Origin of the sequence: Mesorhizobium sp. M0870, from assembly GCF_040319775.1 — a bacterium.
Classification (GTDB): Bacteria; Pseudomonadota; Alphaproteobacteria; order Rhizobiales; family Rhizobiaceae; genus Mesorhizobium.
The window spans coordinates 99,906-117,326 of record NZ_JAMYOI010000020.1 but is presented as its reverse complement, the minus strand read 5'-3'; the positions used below and the strand labels follow the sequence as shown (position 1 = coordinate 117,326).

18 protein-coding genes are annotated in these 17,421 nt (G+C 63.0%); 6 read left to right on the top strand and 12 right to left on the bottom strand.

Going from position 1 to position 17,421, the window contains the following annotated elements; genetic code table 11:
- Positions 1 to 191: 191 nt before the first annotated feature.
- From NKH97_RS22875 to NKH97_RS22860, 4 genes are all read right to left on the bottom strand, one after another.
- Positions 192 to 911 (bottom strand): helix-turn-helix transcriptional regulator, encoded by a 720-nt coding sequence (locus tag NKH97_RS22875; RefSeq protein WP_013529238.1) that lies wholly within the window; start codon positions 909 to 911, stop codon positions 192 to 194.
- A gap of 125 nt (positions 912 to 1,036) precedes the next feature.
- A complete protein-coding gene (locus NKH97_RS22870) occupies positions 1,037 to 1,444 on the bottom strand; it encodes a hypothetical protein (protein WP_352798840.1) in 408 nt (135 codons plus the stop codon).
- A 72-nt stretch (positions 1,445 to 1,516) separates the two neighbouring features.
- Positions 1,517 to 2,107, bottom strand: a complete 591-nt coding sequence (locus NKH97_RS22865) for a DJ-1/PfpI family protein (RefSeq protein WP_023810959.1) — start codon at positions 2,105 to 2,107, stop codon at positions 1,517 to 1,519.
- An 88-nt stretch (positions 2,108 to 2,195) separates the two neighbouring features.
- A complete protein-coding gene (locus NKH97_RS22860) occupies positions 2,196 to 2,363 on the bottom strand; it encodes a hypothetical protein (RefSeq protein WP_023810960.1) in 168 nt (55 codons plus the stop codon).
- A gap of 313 nt (positions 2,364 to 2,676) precedes the next feature.
- Between NKH97_RS22860 and NKH97_RS22855 the strand changes: the two genes are divergently transcribed.
- Together NKH97_RS22855 and NKH97_RS22850 are read left to right on the top strand one after the other, a co-directional pair.
- Entirely contained in the window at positions 2,677 to 3,624 is a 948-nt protein-coding gene (locus tag NKH97_RS22855) for a ring-cleaving dioxygenase (RefSeq protein WP_352442021.1), read from the top strand.
- Between the two features lie 117 nt (positions 3,625 to 3,741).
- Positions 3,742 to 3,903: a hypothetical protein gene (locus tag NKH97_RS22850; RefSeq protein WP_023810961.1), complete on the top strand. Its 162-nt coding sequence runs from the start codon at positions 3,742 to 3,744 to the stop codon at positions 3,901 to 3,903.
- On the opposite strand, the gene NKH97_RS22845 is transcribed toward NKH97_RS22850, so the two are convergent.
- From NKH97_RS22845 to tkt, 7 genes are all read right to left on the bottom strand, one after another.
- The gene (locus NKH97_RS22845) at positions 3,871 to 4,638 is read right to left on the bottom strand and encodes an SGNH/GDSL hydrolase family protein (RefSeq protein WP_352442022.1); all 768 of its coding nucleotides are present in this window, start codon (positions 4,636 to 4,638) and stop codon (positions 3,871 to 3,873) included. The genes NKH97_RS22850 and NKH97_RS22845 overlap by 33 nt on opposite strands.
- A 62-nt stretch (positions 4,639 to 4,700) precedes the next feature.
- Positions 4,701 to 5,441, bottom strand: a complete 741-nt coding sequence (locus NKH97_RS22840; RefSeq protein WP_127296844.1) for a DUF899 domain-containing protein — start codon at positions 5,439 to 5,441, stop codon at positions 4,701 to 4,703.
- 165 nt (positions 5,442 to 5,606) lie between these two features.
- Positions 5,607 to 6,632, bottom strand: a complete 1,026-nt coding sequence (locus tag NKH97_RS22835; RefSeq protein ID WP_352442024.1) for a class I fructose-bisphosphate aldolase — start codon at positions 6,630 to 6,632, stop codon at positions 5,607 to 5,609.
- 134 nt (positions 6,633 to 6,766) lie between these two features.
- Complete coding sequence (locus NKH97_RS22830) at positions 6,767 to 7,963, bottom strand: phosphoglycerate kinase (RefSeq protein WP_352442025.1); 1,197 nt, start codon at positions 7,961 to 7,963, stop codon at positions 6,767 to 6,769.
- A gap of 145 nt (positions 7,964 to 8,108) precedes the next feature.
- Positions 8,109 to 9,998 carry a potassium/proton antiporter gene (locus NKH97_RS22825; protein WP_352442026.1) on the bottom strand — a complete coding sequence of 630 codons (1,890 nt, stop codon included), beginning with the start codon at positions 9,996 to 9,998 and terminating at the stop codon, positions 8,109 to 8,111.
- Positions 9,999 to 10,216: 218 nt separating this feature from the next.
- Positions 10,217 to 11,227, bottom strand: coding sequence for a type I glyceraldehyde-3-phosphate dehydrogenase (gene gap, locus NKH97_RS22820; protein ID WP_352442027.1), 1,011 nt, complete (start codon positions 11,225 to 11,227; stop codon positions 10,217 to 10,219).
- Positions 11,228 to 11,381: 154 nt separating this feature from the next.
- Positions 11,382 to 13,373, bottom strand: coding sequence for a transketolase (gene tkt / locus NKH97_RS22815; protein ID WP_352798839.1), 1,992 nt, complete (start codon positions 13,371 to 13,373; stop codon positions 11,382 to 11,384).
- 264 nt (positions 13,374 to 13,637) lie between these two features.
- On the opposite strand from tkt, the gene NKH97_RS22810 reads away from it, so the two are divergent.
- The 4 genes from NKH97_RS22810 to NKH97_RS22795 all read left to right on the top strand — a co-directional run bounded on the left by NKH97_RS22810 (position 13,638) and on the right by NKH97_RS22795 (position 16,190).
- Entirely contained in the window at positions 13,638 to 13,910 is a 273-nt protein-coding gene (locus NKH97_RS22810) for a DUF4164 domain-containing protein (protein WP_013529251.1), read from the top strand.
- Positions 13,911 to 13,922: 12 nt separating this feature from the next.
- Positions 13,923 to 14,288 carry a cell division protein ZapA gene (locus tag NKH97_RS22805; RefSeq protein ID WP_352750519.1) on the top strand — a complete coding sequence of 122 codons (366 nt, stop codon included), beginning with the start codon at positions 13,923 to 13,925 and terminating at the stop codon, positions 14,286 to 14,288.
- A 222-nt stretch (positions 14,289 to 14,510) separates the two neighbouring features.
- Positions 14,511 to 15,170 carry a peroxiredoxin gene (locus NKH97_RS22800; RefSeq protein WP_127260439.1) on the top strand — a complete coding sequence of 220 codons (660 nt, stop codon included), beginning with the start codon at positions 14,511 to 14,513 and terminating at the stop codon, positions 15,168 to 15,170.
- Positions 15,171 to 15,317: 147 nt separating this feature from the next.
- Positions 15,318 to 16,190 (top strand): MBL fold metallo-hydrolase, encoded by an 873-nt coding sequence (locus NKH97_RS22795; protein ID WP_352750517.1) that lies wholly within the window; start codon positions 15,318 to 15,320, stop codon positions 16,188 to 16,190.
- Positions 16,191 to 16,490: 300 nt separating this feature from the next.
- Here the strand turns inward: NKH97_RS22795 and rpoH are convergent, their stop codons facing one another.
- Positions 16,491 to 17,402, bottom strand: coding sequence for an RNA polymerase sigma factor RpoH (rpoH, locus tag NKH97_RS22790; protein WP_352611781.1), 912 nt, complete (start codon positions 17,400 to 17,402; stop codon positions 16,491 to 16,493).
- Positions 17,403 to 17,421: the final 19 nt, after the last annotated feature.

Below are 17,421 nucleotides of genomic sequence, written 5' to 3'. Positions count from 1 at the left end.
GCCAGCAAAACTACCCGCACACCTCATCCGATTAAGACAACGGCTGGGAGACCTCATCCTCCCAAAAACACGGGGGCGATCATGCCCCCGTGTCGTCAAAAAGCTACCAGCCAAATATCCTGTCAGAACACTGAAGGTGCCTAAGTGAACTGCATTACCGCTTCGAGCGGGCTTTTTATTGGGTCAACAACTCAGCTGCGCGCCGCGCGATCCGGCGCCATGCCATAATCTTCGCTGCGCTCCACCGCGCGGTAGAAGTCGGCAAGCTGCTTGCCGCGCTCGGGCTTGAAGATGCGGCCAGCGATGACCACGGAGGCGATGCGATCGATGCGGAAGGCGCGAAAATCGTCGCGCATCTCGCACCAGGCGACCAGCGTCCACACCTTGCCCCAAAACCACAGGCCGAGCGGGCGGATATCGCGGGCGGTGCCGCGGCCGGCCTCGTCGGAATAGTCGATGGTCAGCACCTGCCGTTTTTCGACCGCGCGCTCGATCAGGTCAATCGCCTCGCGAGCAGCGTCGCTGACCACCCACATCGGTGTGTGGATCTCAGTGCGGGCGATGCGGTCTTTCTCGGCATCGGGCAATACGGCGCCGATCTTGACCAGCGCCTCGTCGGCGGCCCTCGCCATGGCGGCACCGCCAAAGGCGCGCACCATGCGGGCGCCGGCGACCAGCGCGACGATCTCGTCACGCGTGAACATCAGCGGCGGAAGGTCGAAACCCTCCCTCATCATATAGCCAACGCCGGCCTCGCCGTCGATCGGCACTCCGGTCGACTGCAAATCGGCAATGTCGCGATAGATGGTTCGCTCGGAAACTTCGAGCCACGTGCCGAGCTTCTGGGCAGTGACCAGTCGGCCACCGCGCAGATGCTGCACGATCTGGAAGAGCCTGTCGGCGCGGCGCATCGTATGGTCCCTCGGCGTTGTCTCTATGCATGTCGCCCGAAACCGGTCCACCTCTGGGTGGCATGCATCGTGTTTTCGCGCATGCCGCTATCCCAAAACCGCAGAACACTTTTGGGCGGCATGTATCATGGCTTCAGCCCTTCGCGCTTGCGCTGCGCGGCGACGAACTCCGCGCCGAAGGACAGTTTCTTCGTCGTCGGTGTTTTCGCATCGAGCACGCGCCAGAATGGTGCCACGCCACTCAGCGTCATACCGCGCTGGAGGTCCTCGTTGGCGGCTTCGGCAACAGTGCGCAGATGATAGCCTATGGTGACCGGGCATGTCACTTCGGCGCCATGCTCTATGGCAAGTGCTGTACGCAGCGCACGCATATCCATCTCGACGCCTTCGGGAATCGAGCGGATGAAATCATCGACCTGGCGCGCCGTCGGCACCAGCATAGGCTGGCCTTCGACGACACCGGCCATCGTGCGCGGCGTCGGCCTCACGCCGTTGATGCCTGGTGTGCTCAGTCTGTCGTTCCAACTCTTCATCGATCGTCCTTTAACGCCAATGCGCAGTGTCCGAAGCTGGCACCATTGCACGCCCCTCCTGACAGCATACTGTCAGGAGGCTTCAGCGTACTCCTTGGCGAACAGCGTCCGCATCTGTGCGAGATCGCTGCCTCTTTCGGGGTAGAGCGCCTTCAGAAAGGCGAGTGCGAAGGTGCCTGGTGCCGAGCCCGGTGCGGAAACGATGTTGCCGTCGGCTACGGCATGCGGCACATCCTCGTAGTTCTCGGCACCGGCATAACCGGCTTCATGACCCTTGATCCACTCGCGGCCATTGCTGGTATGCCTGGCCTTCTCGAAAAGGCCGGCTCGGGCCAGCGCCAGCGTGCCGGCGCAGATGCCGCCGACCACGCCGCCGCGCGATGCAATGGCGGCAAGCAGGTCGCCTACATCAGGCGGTGCCTTGCCCGTCCACCGGTCGGAACCAATGACGGCAATGGCATAGAGATCGGCATTCTCGCCGGCGCCTGTTGCGCGATCGGGGATCAGCCGAAAGCCGCTAATGCCCGTCACCTGCTTGCCATCAGGCGTCAGCGACACGGCACGGGCGCCGAACCATTCGACCGCCGAGGCCGCCAGCAGCCCATACTCCCAGTCAGCGAAGCCTTCGATGAAAAGGAAACCGATTGTCTTTTGTTCGGGCATAAGCGCGCTCCGCGTGTCGACCTGTTACCCTGCTTGTTATCTGGGCGTTGACGCGCCCACATCCAATCGCCGGGTCGAAAAATTGGCTTCAATTGCCGCGAGAGCCACGGTCGGCGTACATGTCGGGCCAGCCGATATCCTTGCGAATGTCCGCCGGCAGCGAGTTCATGAACCGCTGGGTGCGGATCTCGTTGCGCATCGTCCGGATCTTGCCGACATAGTGCTGCATGCCGCGCAGAATGGTGTAACCGTTCATGGCTAAGTCTCCTCTCTCTGTGTAGAGGCACTATCGCATACCCCTCCTGACAGCAGTCTGTCAGGAGGATGTCAGGGCGCGAGACAATAGTTGCGGCCGGTGCGCGCGCCGCAGGCAAGGCATCGCTTCTCGCCGCATCGAGCGGTGCCTCAAGGCAGGTTTGCGACGTCCGATTGTTCATGGCGACGACGTTGTTTTCGGCGCCGCTGTTCAGCGTCCGGCGACGGACTGTCGGAATACGAGGCCTTCAGCGAGGTGACCGCAGGTCTGATATGAAGGGAGAAAATTCTTCCCCAACAGCAGGGAGACGACGATGAGCTTGCAACTGACAGGTATCCACCATCTGACCGCCATCACCGCCAATGCGCCTGGCAATCTTCATTTCTACACCAAGGTGCTGGGTCTGCGGCTGGTCAAGAAGACCGTAAACCAGGACGACACCTCGGCCTACCACCTCTTCTATGCCGACGGCGAAGCGACGCCGGGCACCGACCTTACCTTCTTCGACTGGCCGGTCGGCCGCGAGCGGCGCGGCACGCACAGCATCGTGCGGACCAGCCTCAGGGTCGGCAGCCGGGAGAGCCTTGCCTGGTGGAAGCAACACTTGACCGATGAAGGCCTGGCAACAGGAGAGGTCGCCGACATCGGCGGTTATGCGTCGTTGGACTTCGAAGATCCCGAGGGCCAGCGTCTGCGCCTGGTCCGCGATGGCGGCAAGGGCGGCAGCCATCCCTGGGCGCAAAGCCCGGTACCGGTCGAGCACCAGATACGCGGGCTCGGGCCGATCGTCATCAGCGTTCCCGACATCACCAACACCGAAGCGGTGGTGACCAAAGTGATGAACATGCGCAAGGCGCGCGACTATGTCTCGCCGGAGGGGCAGGTTCACGTCTTCGAAATGGGAGAGGGCGGGCCGGCGGCGGAGTTGCATGTCCTGGTGCAGCCGGGACTGGCGCCGGCGCGGCAAGGCGCGGGTGCGGTTCACCATGTCGCCTTCAGGGCGCCGGACCAGGAGACGCTGCATCAATGGACGGCGCGGCTGGCCGAGTTCCGGCTGCCGTCGAGCGGCGAGGTCGAGCGCTATTATTTCCGTTCGCTCTACTTCCGCGAGCCGAATGGCATCCTGTTCGAGATCGCAACCGACGGGCCGGGGTTCACCGCCGACGAGCCGCTGGAAACACTGGGGGAAAGCCTCGCCTTGCCGCCATTCCTCGAACCGAAGCGGGCTTCGATCGAGGCTGGCCTCAAGCCGCTGAAGTAGATCGTTTTCCCAGTTGCAGACGGGCGCCGCGTTCCGACCTAGGATCGCGGCGTCGTTCTTTCTCAGGCAATGAACGACGTGCTTTGACAGCCGGGCGCGTTGCTGGTCAAAGGCGGCATGACGAAATTCCTCGCCCTTGTCATCGTCGGTTTCATGGTCATTCAACTGATCAAGCCGCTCGGCTGGCCAGGCCTCAAGCGACGCGGCGATTTCTGGAAGCTGGCACTGCTCGCCATGGCCGCGATTTCACTGGCGGCCGTGCTCGGGCATTTGACGTAGGACGGCACTTGTCGTCGGTGCCCCATTGCCAAGCACCGGGCCAACCAGATGCTCGGCCCAAGCCCGGTAGCCTGCTTCCGAGGCGTGAAAGCCGTCCGAGGCAAAGCCGGCTTCCGGATTGGTGATCGGCAGGCGCGGCGCCGGCACCGCGCCGCGCTCCAGGCAAAGGCGTTCGCCCATCCGGTTCATGTCGGTGGCGCGAATCTCAAGAATTTTTCCGAGCAGCGGCGGCATGGCCGGCGCCCGGGTGAACTCCAGCACCGGCGACCATACCACGCGTGCTTCCGGCCATTTGGCGCGCAGGCCGTAGAGCAGGCCACCGAACTCCTTCTTGAAGCGCGGCACGGAGTGAAAATTCTTGGCGTCGTTGGTGCCGATGGCCAGCACGATATGCGTCCACGGATCGGCCGACAGATTGGGCAGGACATGGTCGCGGATCTGGCCCGACGTTGCCGAATTGAAGCCGGCCGCCCGCCAGCGCACGGCGCGGCCTGTGCTTTGTGAAATCAGCACGGCGAGTTGCGCGGCAAGCCCGTCTTCCGAATTGCCGATGCCGACCGACGCGGCGGAGGAATCGCCCAGCACCAGAAGCGAGATCGCCGGCGCCTTGCCTGGTATTTCGTGCATGACCGGCCCTTGCGCCGGCAGCATGCGCGTGGTGCGGCGTCGCACGCCGAGGCCTTGCCAAATATAGACCGGGAAGGCGAGCCAGGTGAGTAGGGCCGGGAAGCGCATAGCAGTACCGTAAAACGATCAGCGGCAGCCTTAGCGCATGTTTTGGTCGACGGGAACGCTCTTCAATCGCAGCAACTCGCCTGCCCCGCTTGCTTGCCCTGATATTCATCGTGCAGCCGCACCCAATCCATCAGTCCGTGATAGGGGCCGTTCTCGTTGCGGCCCTTCGGCGTCATGTCGAGATAGTCGTAGGCGCCGATCTGCGCCTCGCCGCCGCGGGCGCGCGACATGAAGGTGAGCAAGATGTCGCCGGTCTCGTCCCGGTAGAAAACGCTGGTGCCGGGAAGCTCCTTCGATGTCCGTGGACGGGTCTCGAAATTGTAGGTGGTGTCGCCGGCGGCGATCTGCTTGTCGGTGAAGGAGACCTGCATGTCGAAGTTGAAATCCGAGGCATAGGACGACACCCAGTCGAACTTCCAGCCCATGCGCTGCTTGTAAGGCAGAAGTTCCGCCAGTGGGGCGCGCGAAACCACGACCAGCGACACGTCGTGATGCCGCAGATGCTGATTGGCGCCGTCGATATGGTCGGCAAGGAATGAGCAGCCCTCGCAATGATTGACGCAGCCCGGCCCGAACATGAAGTGATAGACGATCAGCTGGCTGTTGCCGGCAAACAGGTCGGCCAGTCTCTTCGGCCCTTGCCCGGTCTCGAAGACATAGTCCTTCCGGATCTTCAGCCAGGGCAATTCACGCCGCTCAGCCGCGATCCGCTCGCGGAGCCGCGTCAGTTCCTTCTCGCGCGCCAGATGCGCCTTGTGCGCCTGGAACCAGTCTTCGCGCGAAACGACCTTGTTGCGATGCATGAACCTCTCCCTGAAGTGTCATTCCAAGGACGTTCGGGATGAGCACAACCCGACATCGCCCGAGAGGAAATAAGGACGGAGAGGCTCCGCCCCAAGCCCGGCAAGTCACAAACAAAAAACCCGGGCGCATCGGCCCGGGTTCGAAGGAGGAAGAAAGGACTGTGGTCAGGCGGCCTGTTCCAGGCTCGCCTTCCATTTTCCGAGCGCTGCCAGATGGTTCATGTGGGCGCGATGGGTGAAGGCAGCCTGACCGACGGCGACGTTCGAGGCCTTGCCGCTCCAGGCTTTCTGTGGCGCGGCCTGCAGCGCGCGACCATAGGAGAAGGTCAGCTTCCACGGGTGCGGCCCGATGGCGTTGATGGCGTTGAGGTTAGCGGTCGCCTCCTCGTCCTCCTGGCCGCCGGAGAGGAAGGCGATGCCCGGCACCGCTGCCGGTACGGTTTCGCGGAACAGCTTTATAGTCTTTTCCGCGACTTCTTCAGGGCCACTCACCTTGCCTGATTTCCTGCCGGCCAGCACCATGTTCGGTTTCAGGATAGTACCTTCCAGCACGACGCGCGCCGCGTAGAGTTCGCTATAGAGCTTGAGCAAAATCACCTTGCTGATCTCGTAGCATGTGTCGATGTCGTGGGCGCCATCCATCAGCACCTCCGGTTCGACGATCGGCACGATGCCGGCTTCCTGGCAAAGAGCGGCATAGCGGGCGAGCGCATGGGCGTTGGAGCCGATCGAGGTCCCCGAAGGCACGCCTTTGGCGACATCGATGTCGATCACCGCGCGCCATTTGGCGAAGCGGGCGCCGAGCTTGTAGTAGTCGGCAAGGCGCTCGCGCAGGCCATCGAGGCCTTCGGTGATGGTGTCGCCGGGAAACCTGGCCAGCGGCTTGGCGCCTGCATCGACCTTGATGCCGGGGATGGCGCCGGCCGCCTTGATGATGTCGACCAGCGGCGTGCCGTCGGCGGCCTTCTGGCGGATCGTCTCGTCATAGAGGATGACGCCGGAGATGTAGCGGGTCATTGCCTCCCTGGTGCGGAACATCATCTCGCGGTAATCGCGGCGGCTGTCGGCTGTCGATTCGACGCCAATGACGTCGAAGCGCTTCTTGATGGTGCCCGAACTTTCGTCGGCGGCCAGCAGGCCCTTGCCATCGGCGACGATCGCAGCGGCAATGTCTTCGAGACGTTCGCTCATTGTGGCTTCTCCTGAAACGGTTGTTCCGCGCTTAACGGAAGTCTACCGCCAAAGGAATGGCATCGGAAAGCTCGAATCGATTGAAAGCCTCGGGCGGCCTTGTTCGCTCTCCGAGTGTTGATCGCCTCGGAGCCTCAGCGCTTCAAGACGTCGACGCCGGGCAGCGGCTTGCCTTCCATCCATTCCAGGAAAGCGCCGCCGGCGGTCGAGACATAGGTGAAGTCGTCGGCGACGCCGGCATGGTTGAGCGCCGCCACCGTATCGCCACCGCCGGCGACCGAGACCAGCTTGCCGGCCTTGGTGCGCGACGCCGCGTGCTTGGCAGCTGCCACCGTCGCATGATCGAAGGGCGCGATCTCGAAGGCGCCGAGCGGGCCGTTCCAGACCAGTGTCGCGGCGCGGTCGATCCATTCGCCGATGGCCGTCACGGTTTTGGCGCCGACATCGAGGATCATGCCGTCGGCCGGCACATCCGATATAGCGACGGTCTCGCAGGCCGCGCCCGCCTTGAACTCCCTGGCGACGACGCCGTCGACCGGCAGGATGATGGCGCAGCCGGCCTCGGCCGCCTCGATCATGATCTGCTTGGCGGTCGCGGCGAGATCATGCTCGCACAGCGATTTGCCGACATTGGTGCCACGCGCGGCAAGAAAGGTGTTGGCCATCCCGCCACCGATGACGAGGGCATCAACCTTCTTCACCAGGTTCATCAACAGATCGATCTTGGTCGAGACCTTGGCGCCGCCGACAATGGCGACGACCGGACGAACCGGTTTTCCCAAGCCCTTCTCCAGCGCCTCAAGCTCGGCTTGCATGGTGCGGCCGGCAAAAGCCGGCAACAGATGCGCCAGCCCCTCCGTCGAAGAATGCGCGCGGTGCGCGGCCGAGAAGGCGTCGTTGACGAAGATATCGCCATTGGCGGCGAGTTTTTCCGTGAAGGCCGGCTCGTTCTTCTCCTCGGCCTTGTAGAAGCGGGTGTTTTCGAGCAGCAGCACGTCGCCCTTGTTCATGGCGGCGACAGCGCTTCCGGCCGTGTCGCCGACGCAATCCGAGGCGAAACCGACGGGACGGCCGAGCACGTCGGCTGTCGCCCTGGCGATAGGCTCCAGCGAGAATTCGGGCGAGGGGCCATTCTTGGGGCGGCCAAAATGGGCGAGCAGGATGACCTTGGCGCCCTTGGCCGATAGCTCGGCGATAGTCGGTGCGATGCGTTCGATGCGGGTGGCATCGGTGACCTTGCCGTCGGCGACAGGCACGTTGAGGTCGACGCGCACCAGCACGCGCTTGCCGCTGATGTTGCCGATATCGTCGAGTGTCTTGAAGGCGGCCATGCGGGTTCCTTTCGCGAAAAACCGGGGGACCATACCCCGCATCGGTGACGATGCAAGGCTTAGGGCGCGCTCGAACCGAAATTTTGAAGTGGGTACGATCTTGCGCCGGCGGGGCGGATGAATGGCAGCGCTCAATAGCGGTTTGTCAGCTTTCGGTTGCTGCCTTTTCCGGCGCTGGCTCCGGGGCCGGTTTTTCGTCCGTCCGCGCCTCGGCCTCCTGCGTCTCGGTCGGCTTGCGCCAGTTGCGGATGAAGGCGGAAAGCCGATCGCCGATTTCGCCGGCACTGAGGAAGACCGGCACCCGCGCCACCGGCGCGGTCGGCTCGAAAGACAGACCGAGGCCTATGATCTTGCCCTTGTCGTCGACGTCGCGGACGATCAGTTCTATCGGGCCGAGCAGGACGCGGTCGGCATATTCGGCATGGCCGCCGAGCCGCGCCGTGACCAGCGCGCCAACGGTGAGCTTTTGCTCCGCTTCGGTCAGGCCCGGCGTATAGGCCGCTTCCAGTTCGGCGGCTGAGCGCGCGGGGTCGACCGCGAACGCACCGAAGAAATCGGCATCCTCGGGATCGACCACGGCACGGCTGGCGAACAGCTTGTCGAGCAGGCGCGGATAGCGGTCCGGCACGAAAATATAGACCTGGTCGCCGGCGGCGAGCCGGCCCATGTCCTGGAAGCGCATCGAGCGGCCGTCGCGCAGCACCAGCGAGGGCCGTGCCCAGCGCGGGATGCGCTCGCCGCGCGCCACCGGGCTGCCGTGTGCGACCCGATAGGCGAGAAGCTCGTGATGGGCCGAGCCCGGCAGTTCCAGCTCGACCTTGTCCAGCGGTCCGAGCCGTGCCGGCACGATCAGGCCGAGGCGGCGCGCCAGCGGTCCGACCGTCCAGCCCTGGATGACCAGCGACACGAGCACGATGATGAAGGCGCTGTTGAAGATGACACGGCCGTTTTCCAGCCCGCCGAGCAGCGGGGTGATGGCGAGCAGGATCGACACCGCGCCGCGCAGGCCGACCCACGAGATGAAGGCGACTTCGGGGCGCGGCAGACGGAACGGGATCAGGCAGAGCCAGACGGCGACTGGCCGCGCCACGAACATCAGGAATAGGCCGAGCAGCACCGCCGGCACCATGATCGCCGGAAACTGCGACGGCGTCGCGAACAGGCCGAGGATGAGGAACATGATGATCTGCGCCAGCCACGACATGCCGTCCTGGAAACGCTTGAGGATGGTGACGGCTCGGATGTCGGAATTGCCGGCGATAAGGCCGGCGATATACACCGCCAGGAAGCCTGAGCCGCCAATGGCGCCGGCTGCTGCAAACACCATCAGCGACAAGGTCAGCACGAAGATCGGCAGCAGGCCGTGGTCGAGATTGAGCCGGTCGACGAGGCGCACGATGGCGAGACCGCCCAGCACGCCTACGATTGCACCGAGGCCCATATTGAGGAGGAAGCCGAGGAACAGGCTGGTGACCAGAACATTGGTCTCGGGGTTGGCGTGGGCGGCGATGATCTCTACCAGCGTGATGGTCAGGAAGATGGCGATCGGGTCGTTGGTGCCGGATTCCACCTCCAGCGTCGAGCGCACGCGTTCGCGCAGATTGATCTCGCCGGCTCGCAACAGGAAGAACACGGCCGCCGCATCTGTGGAGGCGACGGCAGCCCCGAGCAGGAAGGATTCCAGCCAGGTGAGATCGAGCAGATAATGGGCGGCGGCGCCGAACAGGCCGGTGGTCAGAATTACGCCGAAGGTCGCCAGCGACAACGCCGGGCCTGCAGCCTGCCGCAAGGCGTTGAGCGGCGTGCCGAAACCGGAATCGAACAGGATGACGGCCAGCGCCAGTGAGCCGGCAAAATAAGCGATGCGGGCGTTGTCGAACTGGATACCGAGTCCGTCGGTGCCGGTGGCGAGGCCAATGCAGAGAAACAGGAGCAGAAGAGGGGCGCCGAAGCGGAAGGCGATCAGGCTCGAAAACGCGGCGGCGACGACAAGCGCTGTGCCGACCAGCGTGACGAGATAGATCGCATGCTCCATCCTGAAATCAGCCCCTCAAATTCGTCTGTCTCCTGCTTTGCGAGAGAGTGGGGCGAAGACGTGACCAGTGCAAGGCGGCAGGGTGGCTTTTTGGCCTATGCCGCTGATTTTTGGATGTTTTGGCGTCCAGGACACAATTTGGAAAGGCGCAAGCCGCCCTCATGAAAAACGCCCGGACAAAGCCGGGCGTTTCAGGTCTCGAAAAGAAAGCTTTGCGATCAGGCGATGGTCTTGCCGAAAGCGACCGCGGTGTCGCCCATGCGGTTGGAGAACCCCCATTCATTGTCGTACCAGGACAGCACCGAAACGAAGTTGCCGTCCATCACCTTGGTCTGGTCGAGCGCAACGATCGAGGAGCGCGGATCGTGATTGAAGTCGATCGACACGTTCGGGTGATGGGTGACGCCGAGAATGCCCTTCAGCTTGCCGTTGGAGGCGGCGATCACCGCGTCGTTGATCTCCTGCACCGTGGTCGAACGCTTGGCGATGAACTTGAAGTCGACGACCGAGACGTTCGGGGTCGGCACGCGGATCGAGATGCCGTCGAGCTTGCCCTTCAGGTCGGGCAGCACCAGCCCGATCGCCTTGGCCGCGCCGGTCGAGGTCGGGATTTGCGACAGGGCAGCGGCGCGGGCGCGGTAGAGATCCTTGTGCATGGTATCCAGCGTCGGCTGGTCGCCGGTGTAGGAATGGATCGTCGTCATCATGCCTTTTTCGATGCCGACCGTCTCGTGCAGCACGGCTGCCAGCGGGGCCAGGCAGTTGGTGGTGCAGGAGGCATTCGAGATGACGATGTGGTCCTTGGTCAGCTGGTCGTGGTTGATGCCGTAGACAACGGTAAGGTCGGCGCCTTCGGCCGGAGCCGAGACGATGACGCGCTTGGCGCCGGCGGTCAGGTGTGCCGCTGCCTTGTCACGGGCGGTGAAGATGCCGGTGCATTCGAGCGCGATGTCGATGCCGAGTTCCTTCCACGGCAGCTGGGTCGGATCCTTGATCGCGGTGACCTTGAACGTCTCCTTGCCGACGGTGATCTGGTCGCCGGAAACCGAGACTTCATGCGGGAAGCGGCCATGCACGCTGTCATAGCGCAAGAGGTGCGCGTTGGTCTCGACCGGGCCGAGGTCGTTGACGGCGACGACGTCGATATCCTTGCGGCCGGATTCATGGATGGCGCGCAGGATGTTGCGGCCGATGCGGCCGAATCCGTTGATGGCAACTCTGACGGTCATTATTCTCTCCCTGGGAGTTGGAGGGCAGACGATGGGTCCGCAGTTTCATAGCGGCGGAAGCGGAAAGAATCCAGCCGCAGCGACGTGGATTTAAATCGATTTAGTTGGTCCAGCCCGGCGAGGCCGCCTTACGCGATTTCGCCGAACCTTGAACCTATTTGTTATGCAGGCGGGCTTCCGCCGCCTTGGCCGCGGCTTCGGCGGTGATGCCGAAATGCGGATAGAGTTGCTCGATAGTGCCCGAGGCGCCGAAGCCTGTCATACCGACGAAGATGCCGTCGGAGCCGATCAGATGATCCCAGCCCTGGCGTATGCCGGCTTCGATCGCCATCTTGATTGGCGCGTTGCCGATCGTTTTCTTGCGGTAGTCGTCGCTCTGCTGGTCGAACAGTTCGAAGCAGGGCACCGAGACGACGCGGGTGGGATGGCCGTGCTTTTCCAGCAGGTCGCGGGCGCCGAGCGCGATCTCGACCTCGGAGCCGGTGGCGAAGATCGTCACCGCCGCTTCACCGCTGGCGGCTGCCAGCTCGTAGGCGCCCTGGCTGCTGAGATTCTCAGCAACGAATTCGTTGCGTACCGTCGGCAGGTTCTGGCGTGTCAGCGCCAGCGTCGACGGCGTCTTTTCCGACTCGAGGGCGATCTGCCAGCATTCGGCGGTTTCCACAGCGTCGGCCGGGCGGAAGACATTGTGGTTGGGAATGGCGCGCAATGCGGCCAGATGCTCGACCGGCTGGTGGGTCGGGCCGTCTTCGCCCAGACCGATGGAATCATGGGTCATGACGAAGATCGAGCGGATGCCCATCAGTGAGGCCAGCCGCATCGACGGCCGGGCATAGTCGGAGAAGCACATGAAGGTGCCGCCATAGGCGATGAGGCCGCCATGCAGCGTCAGGCCGTTGATCGCAGCCGCCATGCCATGCTCGCGGATGCCGTAGTGGACATAGCGTTGGCCATAGTCGTCCGACGTGATGTTCTTGGTCTGGCTGGTCTTGGTGTTGTTGGAGCCGGTCAGGTCGGCGGAGCCGCCGATGGTCTCGGGCACGGCGCCGTTGATGACTTCCAGCGCCATCTCGGAAGACTTGCGGGTGGCGACCTTCGGCTTGTCGGCCGACAGCTTCTTCTTGTAATCAGCGATGATGGCGTCGAAATTGGACGGCAGCTTGCCGCTGATGCGGCGCTCGAACTCGGCCTTCAGCTTGGCATCGGCCTTGGCCAGGCGGCCTTCCCAGTCTGTACGCGCCTTGACGCCGGCCTTGCCGGCGGTGCGCCAGGCGTCAAGGATGTCGGCTGGAATCTCGAAGGGCGGCGAATCCCAGTTGAAGAACTTGCGCGCGCCGGCGATTTCGTCGGCGCCCAGGGGGGAGCCGTGCGCCTTGTTGGTGCCAGCCTTGGTTGGCGCGCCGAAGCCGATGGTCGTCTTGCAGGCGATCATCGTCGGCTTGTCGGAATGGCGGGCAGCTTCGATGGCATAAGCGATGGCTTCCGGATCGGTGCCGTCGATGTGGCTGGCATTCCAGCCGGAGGCCTGGAAGCGGGCGACCTGATCGGTGTTGTCGGACAGCGAGACCGGGCCGTCGATCGAGATGTCGTTGTTGTCCCAGAAGACGATCAGCCTGTTGAGCTTGAGATGGCCGGCAAGCGCGATGGCTTCCTGGGAAACACCTTCCATCAGGCAGCCGTCGCCGGCCAGCACATAGGTGTAATGATCGACGAGATCGTTGCCGAAGGCGGCGTTCATGAGGCGCTCGCCGAGCGCGAAGCCGACCGAATTGGCGAGACCCTGGCCGAGCGGGCCCGTCGTCGTCTCTATGCCGGCGGCATGGCCATATTCGGGATGGCCGGCGGTCTTCGAGCCCAACTGACGGAAGTGCTTGATCTGGTCGAGGGTCATGTCTTCGTAGCCGGTCAGATGCAGCAGCGAATAGAGCAGCATTGAGCCATGGCCGGCCGACAGGATGAAACGGTCGCGGTCGGCCCAGTGCGGGGCCTTGGGATCATATTTCAGGAAGCGCGTGAACAGCACCGTGGCGATATCGGCGCAGCCCATGGGCAGGCCTGGATGGCCGGAATTTGCCTTCTCGACGGCGTCCATGGAGAGAAAGCGGATCGCATTGGCCATCCGGTCATGTTGTTCACGCGACGTCATGGTTCCTCCAGAAGTGGGGGTTTGGGGGGCTTGGGAGAGCCCTTGAAAAGGGTGCGCGACACATAGCAGGCGCGGGCTTTTAGTCAACAAATCGGGTGCACATTTGCCGGTCTTGTGATGCCGGCGGCGGACCTACATTAGCGTTAGCGGGGGACAGTCGCGAGAGCTTTGTTGACGTTGCCTTCACCCGGTGCCTAATGTTTCAGGGATAACGCGTTCTGAACGTGAACGATTCGGTGATGGGCAGGGCACAGGACGAAGGCCATGACCGGGGAAGCCACACTCAAGGAAGTCATCGCGAGGCTGGGCAAGGCCATCGAGGGGCTGGAAAACGCCGTCGCGGCCAAGCTCGAGCATGAACGCGACTACTCCGAAGCCGAGGCCGAGGTGCAGCGGATGAATGCCGACCGCTCGCGGCTGGCGCAGGAACTCGATAATTCCGAAGCGCGCGCCGAACGGCTGGAAGATGCCAACAAGGAAGTCTCGCGACGTTTGGTGACCGCCATGGAAACCATCCGCGCCGTGTTGGACAGATAGGAGCTGGCCCCGATGGCACAGGTCACGGTTTCAATCGACGGCAAGCAGTATCGCATGGCCTGCGACGAGGGCCAGGAAGAGCATCTGATCGACCTTGCCGAACGCTTCGACCGCTATGTTTCACACCTGAAGGACTCGTTCGGCGAGATCGGCGATCAGCGACTGACCGTGATGGCCGGCATCATGGTGATGGATGAACTCTCGGAGTTGCAGAAACGCGTCAAGGGCATGGAAAGCGAAGTGCTGACCCTGCGCAAGACCCGCGACGAGGCTCTGACCAAGGCCGACAAAAGCGATAGCGTGCTGAACAACGCGCTCGGCGCGCTGGCACAGCGCATGGAAGACCTGGCTGTGACGCTGGCGGTCAACAAAACCTGAGGCAGGAACCTTTCCTGTCCAGCCCAACAGGCTCTCATACGCGCGCAGCGTATTCGGCAGCATAAAAATGCTCGCCTGCCGCCGACAAGAGTTTCATATTATCTTGCAGCCACGATTTTTGCGCTAAGATGCAACGATGCCGGGCGGGACAGCTTGATGTCGGCGTGATTGCCGCGTGCTGTTCCTCGCTGCCGACGGTTCCGTTTACAGGGGAGATGTACCATGAGCCTTCGTATCAACGACATTGCGCCGGATTTTACCGCCGAGACCACGCAAGGGACGATCAAATTCCATGACTGGATCGGTGACGGTTGGGCGATCCTGTTCAGTCACCCGAAGAATTTCACGCCGGTCTGCACGACCGAGCTTGGCACGATGGCGGGGCTCGAAGGCGAGTTCAAGAAGCGTAATGTCAAGATCATCGGCATTTCGGTCGATCCGGTCGAAAGTCACGGCAAGTGGCAGGACGACATCAAGACGGCGACCGGTCATTCGGTGAACTACCCGCTGATCGGCGACAAGGACCTCAAGGTCGCCAAGCTCTACGACATGCTGCCGGGCGGTGCCGGCGAGACGTCGGAGGGCCGTACGCCGGCCGACAATGCCACGGTGCGCTCGGTCTACGTCATCGGACCTGACAAGAAGATCAAGCTGGTGCTGACTTACCCGATGACCACGGGGCGCAATTTCGATGAGATCCTGCGCGCGGTCGATTCCATGCAGCTCACCGCCAAGCACCAGGTGGCGACACCGGCGAATTGGAAGCAGGGCGAGGACGTTATCATCACCGCTGCTGTCTCCAACGAAGACGCGATCAAGCGCTTCGGCGCCTACGAGACCATTTTGCCCTATCTGCGGAAGACCAAGCAGCCATCGGCCTGATCCCAGGCGCTTCGGAACGATCTTTGGCCTTCTCGCCCTTGCGAGCCAAGTGATACTTGACTGCCGCACCCGAGCGGACAACCATGCTCCTCTCGGGTGTCGTCAGAGAAAATCATTCCTGGCGACCGAGAGTTGGGGAAGCCGGAATTGGACGTAGCTTTGGCCAAGCCGCAGGTCAGCGGCTTCTATGACAAGCCGACCGGGGCCATCCAGTATGTCGTCGCCGACCAGGCGGCGAAGCGATGCGCCATCATCGATCCGATCCTTGATTTCGACGAGAAATCCGGTGCTACGGCAACGACGAATGCCGATGTCCTGCTCGACTTCATCAGCGAGCAGGGACTGAGCGTCGAATGGATCCTCGACACGCACCCGCACGCCGACCATTTCTCGGCGGCACACTATCTGAGGGAGAAGACCGGCGCGCCGACGGCGATCGGCGACAGGGTCGTCGACGTTCAGAATTTGTGGAAAGCGATCTACAACTGGCCGGATTTTCCCGCCGACGGTTCGCAGTGGGACAGGCTGTTTGGTGAAGGCGAAACCTTCAAGGTCGGCACGCTTCCGGTCAAGGTGCTGTTCTCGCCTGGCCATACGCTGGCCTCGGTCACCTATGTGATCGGCGATGCCGCCTTCGTCCACGACACGCTGTTCATGCCCGACAGCGGCACAGCGAGGACGGACTTTCCCGGCGGCAGTGCCGCGCGGCTCTGGCGCTCGATCCAGGACATTCTGGCGTTGCCGGACGAGACGCGGGTGTTCGTCGGCCATGACTATCAGGCCGGCGGCCGCGAGCCTTTGTGGGAGAGCACGGTCGCCATACAGAAGGCGACCAACATCCATCTCGCCGCTGCCCGCAGCGAGGTCGAGTTTATCGCCCTGCGCGAGGCGCGCGACAGGATGCTGCCGATGCCAAGGCTGATCCTGCATGCGCTGCAGGTCAACATGAATGGCGGAAGGCTGCCCGAACCCGAAGCCAATGGCCGGCGGTACCTGAAGTTTCCGCTGGATGGGCTTTGAGGGGCTGTTGGCGACGTTGCCAATCTCCCCCTTGCGGGGGAGATGCCCGGCAGGGCAGAGGGGGGTGCTGTCCCGCCAACCTGTCAGCTAATTGTGGTTGTGCCTTCAGTCTTTCGGTTGGGTGACTGACGCCGAAAAGTAGCGATCCTTCACACCCGCCTCTGTCCTGCCGGACATCTCCCCCGCAAGGGGGGAGATCGGATGTCGCCTTCGCTTTCGCCAACCACCATTGCAGTCCGCTACAAAAAAGGCGGCGCCAGTTTCCTGACGCCGCTTTGATTTTTGTAACCGAAGCTAACCTTACGCCGCCGGCTGTGCCTCGATGGTGCGCAGCGCCTGGATCTGGCGCTTGGCGGCGGCCTTGACCGCATCCTGCACCTTCTCGAAGGCGCGCACCTCGATCTGGCGCACGCGCTCGCGGCTGATGTCGAACTCGGACGACAGCTCTTCCAGCGTCAGCGGCTCCTCGGCGAGGCGACGGGCCTCGAAGATGCGCCGCTCGCGCTCGTTAAGCACGGCAAGAGCGCCCGACAGCATGCCGCGCCGGTTTTCCAGCTCGTCCTGCTCGATCAGCATCTCTTCCTGGCTTTCGTGGTCGTCGACCAGCCAGTCCTGCCACTCGCCGGACTCACCTTCGCTCGCCCGGATCGGGGCATTGAGCGAGGCGTCGCCCGACAGGCGGCGGTTCATCGACACCACCTCGGCTTCGGAAACGTTCAGCCTGGTGGCGATCTCGGCGATCTGGTCGGGCTTCAAGTCGCCGTCGTCCAGCGCCTGGATCTTGCCCTTCACCTTGCGCAGGTTGAAGAACAGGCGCTTCTGATTGGCGGTCGTGCCCATCTTGACCAGGCTCCACGAGCGCAGGATGTACTCCTGGATCGAGGCCTTGATCCACCACATGGCATAGGTCGCGAGGCGGAAGCCACGCTCGGGTTCAAATTTCTTGACGGCCTGCATCAGGCCGACATTGCCTTCCGAGATCACTTCACCGATCGGCAGGCCATAGCCGCGATAGCCCATGGCGATCTTGGCGACGAGTCTGAGGTGGCTGGTGACGAGCTTGTGCGCAGCGGAGGTGTCTTCATGCTCGGCGTAACGCTTGGCGAGCATGTACTCTTCCTGCGGCTGCAGCATGGGAAAGCGGCGGATTTCTTCCAGGTAGCGGCTGAGGCCGCCTTCGCCGGAAACGATACTGGGTAGTGACTGGGCCATGATAGCGCCCCCTCTCTAT